Annotated in this window: 6 protein-coding genes; 2 read left to right on the top strand and 4 right to left on the bottom strand. The window is 68.4% G+C overall.

Features of this window, described 5'->3' with window-relative positions; genetic code table 11:
* Positions 1–296 (bottom strand): SDR family NAD(P)-dependent oxidoreductase (locus tag ACIQ3R_RS15950; RefSeq protein ID WP_397419841.1); only part of this gene is annotated, 296 nt, incomplete at its 3' end.
* 83 nt (positions 297–379) lie between these two features.
* Between ACIQ3R_RS15950 and eda the strand changes: the two genes are divergently transcribed.
* The gene (eda, locus tag ACIQ3R_RS15945; RefSeq protein WP_397419840.1) at positions 380–1,003 is read left to right on the top strand and encodes a bifunctional 4-hydroxy-2-oxoglutarate aldolase/2-dehydro-3-deoxy-phosphogluconate aldolase; all 624 of its coding nucleotides are present in this window, start codon (positions 380–382) and stop codon (positions 1,001–1,003) included.
* A gap of 4 nt (positions 1,004–1,007) precedes the next feature.
* Here eda and ACIQ3R_RS15940 read toward each other — a convergent pair whose 3' ends face one another.
* From ACIQ3R_RS15940 to ACIQ3R_RS15930, 3 genes are read right to left on the bottom strand one after another with little or no spacing between them, the layout of a single operon-like run.
* Positions 1,008–1,913, bottom strand: a complete 906-nt coding sequence (locus ACIQ3R_RS15940) for a class II glutamine amidotransferase (protein WP_397419839.1) — start codon at positions 1,911–1,913, stop codon at positions 1,008–1,010.
* Between the two features lies 1 nt (position 1,914).
* Entirely contained in the window at positions 1,915–2,904 is a 990-nt protein-coding gene (locus ACIQ3R_RS15935) for a cyclic nucleotide-binding domain-containing protein (RefSeq protein WP_397419838.1), read from the bottom strand.
* Positions 2,905–2,915: 11 nt separating this feature from the next.
* Positions 2,916–3,710, bottom strand: coding sequence for an enoyl-CoA hydratase/isomerase family protein (locus ACIQ3R_RS15930; RefSeq protein WP_397419837.1), 795 nt, complete (start codon positions 3,708–3,710; stop codon positions 2,916–2,918).
* Between the two features lie 100 nt (positions 3,711–3,810).
* On the opposite strand from ACIQ3R_RS15930, the gene ACIQ3R_RS15925 reads away from it, so the two are divergent.
* The coding region (locus ACIQ3R_RS15925) for an SDR family NAD(P)-dependent oxidoreductase (RefSeq protein WP_397419836.1) at positions 3,811–4,104 on the top strand (294 nt) is incomplete at its 3' end.

Below are 4,104 nucleotides of genomic sequence, written 5' to 3'. Positions count from 1 at the left end.
TTGTTCTTGCCGACGGTCTTGCCGCCGCGGCCACCGCCGGCGCAATTGATCAGGATCCGCTCCTGGCCGTGCGCAGCGCGCGCCTTGGCGAAGCCGGCGTCGACCGAGTCCTCGTCCATGACGTTCACCTGGCAGAACAGCGCACCCAACTCCTTGGCGGCCGCCTCCCCGGTCTCCGGGTTGAAGTCGAAGATCGCCACCTTCACACCCAGGTCGCGAAGAGCCTTGACCGTGGCCTTGCCCAGGCCGGAGGCGCCGCCGGTGACAACGGCCGAGACGGTGGAGTCGAGTTTCATGGCGGGGGCTCCCTGCTAGGTTCGGCGGCGATCTAGCACGTGCGGCGCCTCACCTTGCGCCAGCCTCGCGCTATGATCGTGCAATGACGGGAATCGGAGCGACCATGGGCGGGATCGACGAGGTAATGCGGACGAGCCCGGTGATCCCGGTGCTGTCGGTGCGCGATGCGGGCCGGGCCCGGACGCTGGCTGAGGCGCTGGTGGCTGGGGGCCTCAAGGTGCTGGAGGTCACGTTGCGCACGCCAGCCGCGCTGGAGGCCATCGCCGAGATGCGGCGGGTCCCGGGCGCCATCGTCGGCGCCGGCACGGTGCTGAACGCCCAGGATCTTAGGGCTTGCCTGGATGCAGGCGCGCAATTCATCGTCTCACCGGGCCTCACTGACCCGCTGACGCGCGCCGCCATTGAGGCGCGCATCCCCTTCCTGCCCGGGATCGCCACGGCGTCCGACCTGATGCGCGGCCTGGATCTGGGCCTCGACCGGTTCAAGTTCTTCCCGGCCGAAGCGGCGGGCGGCCTAAAGGCTCTGGCGGCGCTGGCCGCGCCTTTCGCCCAGTGCCGATTCTGCCCTACCGGCGGGATCAGCGTCTCGAACGCGCCCGCCTGGCTGGCCCACGAGGCGGTGCTCTGTGTCGGCGGCAGCTGGCTAGTGAAAGACGACGTGGCCGATGCCGAAGCGGTAAGCGCGGCCGCGCGTTTGCGAGGGTAGCCCCTCAAGCGTCAAGCGCAAGGATCCGCCCTCGTACCCCATCATCGGTGCGGCGCATGGCCAGGGCGGAGTACTCCGGCACCTCGACCCAGGTGGAGACGTCGCGGGTCAGGGGTTCGGAGGCGACCAGCACGGAATCGGCATTCTCCGCGCCGCCGATCATTTTCCACTCGCCGTCGTGCTGGCCATAGTCACGGCCGAGGGTGAACCACTGGCTAAGGAACTCCACCCCGCCTTGGAACGGCGCCACGTCGAAGCGGCCGAAGTCGAAGGTGAATCTGACGGCCACGAGGTTCCGCCCATCGCCGATAACGAGGTTGACTGAGGAGGAGCGGTGGATGCCGTGGCGCGCGCGGATCCGGCGGACCAGCGCCAGGGTGCGGTCCACCGCGCCGACGATCTCCTCGGCGTCGAGCGGCCCGGTCGGGTCGTCGATCTGCGAGACCAGCAGGGCGTAGAGCCAGGCGCTGTCGGACGAGCCGTGGATCATTCGGGCGAAGTGCGGCTTCACGTGATCGACCAAGTCGAAGCGCATCTGGTGGAAGCCGGCCAGATCGCCGTTATGGGCCATGACGATCGGCAGTCCTTCGAAGTGGAACGGGTGCACGTTCTCCAGGTTGATCTGAGTGTCGGCGCGATAGGGCACGCCTCGCAGGTGAGCGACCAGGGCGCCGGCCGATAGCTTGCGCGCGATGGCTTGGATATTGCGGTCGAACACGGCGACCTGGGTCGAACGGTAGCAGAGCGGCGTCTGCGGATCGCGCCAGGCGCCATCCCAGGCGGCAAAGCCGAAGCCGGCGAGATTGAGCATGGCCAACATCTGGGCGTCGACAGTCTGTTTCAGCAGCGAGCTATCGGGCGCATAGAGCAGATCATCCAGCACCACCGGCGCGCCAAGATATCCCAGCATCCTACACATACGCCGCCTCCCGTGCGTTCAACGCCGCGAGGCTGCGCTGGCGGCCCTGACGGCGGGAAAGCGTGCGCAGGTCGGCGGCGAGCTGGCGGCCGACAAGATCCATGAACCGCGCCGCGCCGGGGTCGTCGGCAGCATTCAGCGCCTGCACCACTGCGCAGGGCAGGGCCAGAAGGATCGCTTCTTCCCAGATGTCCAGCCGGGCGGGCTGGTTGAGACCGTCGAGCGCGGCCACCGCCCCGGCGATCTTGCCCGGACCCTGGATCAACAGCTGCTCCACGCCGTCCGGTCTCTGCAGGCCAAGGCGCACGGCTCCGCGCATCACCACCCAAAGGTGCTCAGGCGCGGCGTCAGCGTGGGCCAAGATCGCGCCGCGTGGGGCGGAAAGGACGGCGCCAGCAGCCATTAGTTGTTCGATGTCTTCGGGTGCGAAGCCCTGGAACTGGTGCAGCGCGTGCAGCATAGCGTGGCGCGGCTCGCCCTTGTCTTCGGAAGCTGAGGGCGAGCTCTCAGGCGCGGCGCGCACTTCGCCTGACGCCGCCGGGGCTGCGGCCAGGGTGGCCAGCGTGGCGCGGGTGCGGGTGCAGGCGAGGCCCCGGACGTGACGCGCCAGCGCAGCGGTCGCCGAATCTCCCACGAAGATCAACCGCTGGAAGGTCTGGCGGTCGAGGGTGAAGCCGCACGCCGGGATGAGAACCAGCGCTCCGGCTGAGCGGCGGCCGGAGTCCATCAGCTGGAACTCGCCGAGCAGGTCGCCTGGGCCCAGTTCCGCCAGCCGCACGACACCGTCGGCGAGGGTGCGACTTTCGATAGCCACCCGCCCCCCCACCAGCAGGTGCATGCCGTGCGCTTCGTCGTTCTGGCGGAAAAGTTGGGCGCCCAACGGCGCCTCGAACGGCCGCAGCGCCTGGGCCAGGGCGGTCAGGGAGTCTCGCCGCCAACCCGCGAACGGCGGCAGTCGCGACAGTTCGGCAAACGCGTCCATGTCGCCCTGCGTCAACGACCCTGGAACTTTGGCGTGCGCTTTTCCAGGAAGGCGCGGCGCGCCTCTTTGCCGTCCTCGCTACCGAAGGCGATACGGATGTTGCCGACCTCGTAACGGAGTTGCTGCTCCATGTCGGCGTTCTCGTAGGACTTGACGATGCCGCGCTTCAGAAGTCTGAGCGTTATCGGCGACCAGGCGCAGAGCTGCTCGCAATAGGCCTCCAACCGGTCGGTGAACTGAGCGTCGTCCACCGCCTCGCCGGCCATGCCCCAGGCCACCGCTTCGTCGCCGACAAGCGTGCGGTTCTCCATCATGAAGCGCATGGCGCGCTCGTAGCCCATCGCCTGGGGGAGCGTGATGGTCAGACCAGCGTCGGGCGAACCGCCTATGCGGGTGTAGCCGGCCATAAGCCGCGCGCTCCTGGCCACCAGCCGCACATCCGTCGCCATGGCCAGGCCCAGGCCCGCACCGACCGCTACGCCGTTGATCCCGCCCACCACCGGCTTGTCGCAGCGCTTGCGGATCGCCAGCAGGAAGTTGCCGACCCAGCCGATGTCGTCCAACTGCGCCGTCATCGGCGAATGGGGCGAGTAGGGCTCAGAGCCGCCAAGATCGAGGCCCGCGCTGAAGGCGTCGCCGGAGCCCGTCAACGCCACGACCCAGACATTGTCGTCGCGCGCCGCCGCGTCGACCGCCTCGATCACACCCCAGGCCAGCTGGAGGTTCAGCGCGTTCTTCTTCTCCGGCCGGTTCAGCGTGATCGTCCGCACATGCCCCCGATCCGCCACGGTCACCAGGTCGCTCATAGGATTCCCCCTCAATCGTTGGCTCTGATCGGATCATGACCTCTAGCCTGACGCAACGGCGTGTCGCTGAAGAAGGGCGTCAATAGAGGGAGAAGAAGCGATGTCGCTGTCAGGACGCGTGGCGCTGGTGTCGGGCGCGAGCCGGGGCGTGGGGCGCGCCATAGCGCTGGCCCTGGCCGAGGATGGCGCTGACATCGCCGTCAACTACCGCCGGGAAGCCGCCGAGGCCGAAGCGACCGTGGCGGCTGTGGAGGCCTTGGGCCGCAAAGCCAAGGCTTATCAGGCGTCCATCGACGACTACGAGCAGGACAAGGCGATGATCGACGCGGTCGCCGCCGACTTCGGTCGCCTCGACATCCTCGTCCACAACGCCGGCATCGCCAGCCGCGGGCGC

The organism is Phenylobacterium sp., assembly GCF_044371015.1.
In the GTDB taxonomy this organism is placed as follows: domain Bacteria; phylum Pseudomonadota; class Alphaproteobacteria; order Caulobacterales; family Caulobacteraceae; genus Phenylobacterium.
Note: the sequence above shows the minus strand (reverse complement) of the source record. Positions and strands in the feature narration are given on the sequence as shown.